This is a genomic window from Burkholderia sp. LMG 13014, assembly GCF_905232215.1.
Classification (GTDB): Bacteria; Pseudomonadota; Gammaproteobacteria; order Burkholderiales; family Burkholderiaceae; genus Burkholderia.
In genome coordinates, this window is sequence record NZ_CAJNKE010000586.1 from 1 (window position 1) to 3626 (window position 3626).

Annotated in this window: 3 protein-coding genes and 1 pseudogene; 2 read left to right on the forward strand and 2 right to left on the reverse strand. The window is 67.3% G+C overall.

From position 1 onward, the window contains the following. Both JYJ84_RS31345 and JYJ84_RS31350 read left to right on the forward strand, forming a co-directional pair. A pseudogene (locus tag JYJ84_RS31345) lies at positions 1 to 445 on the forward strand (ABC transporter ATP-binding protein); the annotation flags it as partial. After that, positions 438 to 1220 (forward strand): metal ABC transporter permease, encoded by a 783-nt coding sequence (locus JYJ84_RS31350; protein WP_060067580.1) that lies wholly within the window; start codon positions 438 to 440, stop codon positions 1218 to 1220. The pseudogene JYJ84_RS31345 and the gene JYJ84_RS31350, both read left to right, overlap by 8 nt. Positions 1221 to 1335: 115 nt before the next feature. Here the strand turns inward: JYJ84_RS31350 and fghA are convergent, their stop codons facing one another. Together fghA and JYJ84_RS31360 are read right to left on the reverse strand one after the other, a co-directional pair. After that, a complete protein-coding gene (gene fghA, locus JYJ84_RS31355) occupies positions 1336 to 2184 on the reverse strand; it encodes an S-formylglutathione hydrolase (RefSeq protein ID WP_175223408.1) in 849 nt (282 codons plus the stop codon). Between the two features lie 16 nt (positions 2185 to 2200). Continuing rightward, complete coding sequence (locus JYJ84_RS31360) at positions 2201 to 3307, reverse strand: S-(hydroxymethyl)glutathione dehydrogenase/class III alcohol dehydrogenase (protein ID WP_175223407.1); 1107 nt, start codon at positions 3305 to 3307, stop codon at positions 2201 to 2203. Positions 3308 to 3626: the final 319 nt, after the last annotated feature.

The window sequence follows — 3626 nt, forward strand, 5'->3', positions numbered from 1 at the left end:
GCTGCTCGCACAGTGCCTGCTCGGCAGCCCGAAGCTGCTGCTGCTCGACGAGCCGCTGATCAGCCTCGACCCGAACCACCAGCGCGGCGTCGTCGAACTCGTGCGCAACGTGCAGCGCGAGCTCGGCATCACCGTGCTGTTCTCCGCGCACGAACTGAATCCGCTGCTGAACGCGCTCGACCGCGTGCTGTATCTCGGCAACGGCGTCGCGGCGCTCGGCACCGTCGACGAGGTGATCACGAAGCCCGTGCTGTCGCGGCTCTACGGTTCGCCGATCGACGTGATGCGCGTGAACGGCAAGATCTTCGTGATGTCGGGCGACGTCGAGATCGAGAAGCACGACCACGAACACGAGGACGACGACGGCCACTCGCACGGCGGTGGCGGCGGCCACGGCCATCACCACCACGGACACGCTCATCCCGGGCATTCGCAAGATGTTTGAATACGACTTCATGATCAACGCCTTCGCGGCGTCGGGGATCGTCGCGGTGCTCGCGGGCATCGTCGGCTACTTCCTGGTGCTGCGCGGGCAGACCTTCGCCGGCCATGCGCTGTCGCACGTCGGCTTCACCGGCGCGACGGGCGCGGTGCTGCTCGGCATTTCGCCGATCTGGGGGATGGTCGGCTTCACGCTCGCGGCCGGCATCGGGATGGGCGCGCTCGGCGAGAAGCTCGCGGGCCGCGACGTCGCGATCGGCGTGATCCTGTCGGGCGCGCTCGGCTTCGGCCTGCTGTTCCTGCATTTCTACACGTCGTTCGCGACCCAGGTCACCGCGCTGCTGTTCGGCAACGTGCTCGCGGTCAGCCACGATACGCTCGCGGTGCTCGCCGGCATCGGTGCCGTGAGCCTGCTCGCGCTCGCGCTGATCGCGCGGCCGCTGCTGTTCGCGTCGCTGCAGCCCGAACTGGCCGAAGCCAAGGGCGTGTCGCTGCGCGCGGTGTCGATGCTGTTCCTCGCGGTGTGCGCGCTCGCAGTGGCCGCGGCGACGCAGATCGTCGGCGTGCTGCTGGTGTTCACGCTGCTGGTCGGGCCGGCTGCCGCCGCGCAGAACGTGACGACGCGGCTGTCGACCGGCGTGCTGCTCGCCGCGCTGTTCGCGCTGTTCGAAGCGTGGCTCGGCATCGTGCTCGCGTATCACACCGACTGGCCAACGAGCTTCTGGATTACCGCGCTGTCGGCGCTCGTGTACGGCGCGAGCCTGTTGCGGCGCCACTGATCGCCGCTTGTCGGAAATGAAAACGCCGGCGTGCCCGAGGGCAGCGCCGGCGTTTTTTTTTTGCGCCCGCGATCGTGCGGCGCGCCGTGTGTGCGTTACCTGCTTCCCTGCCCGCTCACCGTGCGAGCACGCGCGCGTGATGCGCGATGTGATCGGCGATGAACGTCGAGATGAAGTAATACCCGTGGTCGTAGCCTGCATGACGACGCAGCGTCAGCGGCTGGCCGGCTTTCGCGCACGCGGCTTCGAACACGTCCGGGTTGAGCTGGTTCGCGAGGAACTGATCGGCGAGGCCCTGATCGACGAGGATGCCGTCCGCGAACTTCGGCGCATCGGCGCGCGCGACGAGTTCGCTCGCATCGTGTGCCTTCCATGCTTCACGATCGTCGCCGAGGTAGCCCGAGAACGCCTTCTCGCCCCACGGGCAGCGCGTCGGCGCGGCGATCGGCGCGAACGCCGACACCGACCGGTACAGGCCCGGATGGCGCAGCGCGAGCGTCAGCGCGCCGTGCCCGCCCATCGAGTGGCCGAAGATCCCGAGCCGCGCACCGTCGATCGGCAGCTCGGCCGCGACGAGCGCGCGCAGCTCGCCCGTCACGTACGACTCCATCCGGTAATGCGCGGACCATGGCGCTTCGGTCGCATCGACATAGAAGCCCGCGCCGACGCCGAAGTCCCACGCGTCGGTCTCGCCCGGCACGCCCGCGCCGCGCGGGCTCGTATCGGGCATCACGAGCGCGAGGCCGTGCTGCGCCGCGTATTGCTGCGCGCCGGCCTTGATCGCGAACGTCTCGTCAGTGCAGGTGAGCCCCGCGAGATAGAACAGCGCCGGCACGCGGCCGTGCGCGGCCTGCGGCGGCAGGTACACCGAGAACTTCATCGGCAGGCCGATGGCCGCCGAATCGTGACGGTAGAAACGCTGCTCGCCGCCGTGGCACGCATGCGAGGAAACGAGTTCGAGCATCGCGGTGCGCTCCCGGTCAGTACAGCACGACCGAGCGGATCGACTCGCCGGCCTTCATCAGGTCGAAGCCTTCGTTGATCCGCTCGAGCGGCAGCGTGTGCGTGATCAGGTCGTCGATGTTGATCTTGCCTTCCATGTACCAGTCGACGATCTTCGGCACGTCGGTACGGCCGCGTGCGCCGCCGAACGCCGAGCCCTTCCACTCGCGACCCGTCACGAGCTGGAACGGACGCGTGCTGATTTCCTCGCCGGCTGCCGCGACGCCGATGATGAACGACTGGCCCCAGCCCTTGTGCGTGCACTCGAGCGCCTGGCGCATCAGCTTCACGTTGCCCACGCATTCGAACGAGTAATCGGCGCCGCCATCGGTCAGCTGAACGATGTGGTCGACCACGTTCTCGACTTCGTTCGGGTTGATGAAGTGCGTCATCCCGAACTTCTTCGCGAGTTCGACGCGCTTCGGGTTGATGTCAACGCCGATGATCTTGTCCGCGCCGACCATCTTCGCGCCCTGGATCACGTTCAGGCCGATGCCGCCGAGGCCGAACACGACGACGTTCGCGCCCGCCTCGACCTTCGCCGAGTACACGACCGCACCGACGCCCGTCGTCACGCCACAGCCGATGTAGCAGATCTTGTCGAACGGCGCGTCCTCACGCACCTTCGCGACCGCGATCTCCGGCACGACGATGTAGTTCGAGAAGGTCGACGTGCCCATGTAGTGCAACAGCGGCTTGCCGTCGAGCGAGAAGCGCGACGTCGCATCGGGCATCAGGCCCTTGCCCTGGGTCGCGCGGATCTTCTGGCACAGGTTGGTCTTGCGCGACAGGCAGAACTTGCACTCGCGGCACTCGGGCGTGTAGAGCGGAATCACGTGGTCGCCCTTGCGCAGGGTGCCGACGCCGGGGCCGACGTCGACCACGACGCCCGCGCCTTCATGGCCGAGGATCGCCGGGAAGATCCCTTCCGGATCGGCGCCCGACAGCGTGTAGTAGTCGGTGTGACAGATGCCCGTCGCCTTCACCTCGATCAGCACTTCGCCTGCGCGCGGCCCTTCCAGATCGACTTCCTCGATCGTCAGCGGCGCGCCCGCCTTCCATGCAATCGCTGCTTTCGTCTTCATCGTGTGACTCCTGTCTGTGTGTGAGGTCGGCCCGGGTTGGCGCGTCAGCGCTCATGTCGACCGGCGTGATGCTCGAGCACGAGCGTGCCGGCTCCATGCTTCGCACCGGGTTCCATGCAAAGCTGTCGAAGCCGTGCCGCGCGTCGATCGCGCGCGGCACGGCGAAAGAATCTCGTGCTCGCCATGATGGCCGGTCCCGCCGCGCATCGCGTGCGGGAAACGGTCGCCGGCTTGCCACGATGCGTCATCGCCGACGCAAAAGAACAAGTGCTCGAGTTTAAACGCCCGTCGTGAACCATGCATCCGTTCGCGCATACAG

What these genes read in the sequence shown, in the direction of transcription:
- JYJ84_RS31350 (WP_060067580.1), top strand. Translation starts at nt 438, where the DNA reads ATGTTTGAATACGACTTCATGATCAACGCCTTCGCGGCGTCGGGGATC.
- JYJ84_RS31360 (WP_175223407.1), bottom strand. Translation starts at nt 3,307, where the DNA reads ATGAAGACGAAAGCAGCGATTGCATGGAAGGCGGGCGCGCCGCTGACG.
- fghA (WP_175223408.1), bottom strand. Translation starts at nt 2,184, where the DNA reads ATGCTCGAACTCGTTTCCTCGCATGCGTGCCACGGCGGCGAGCAGCGT.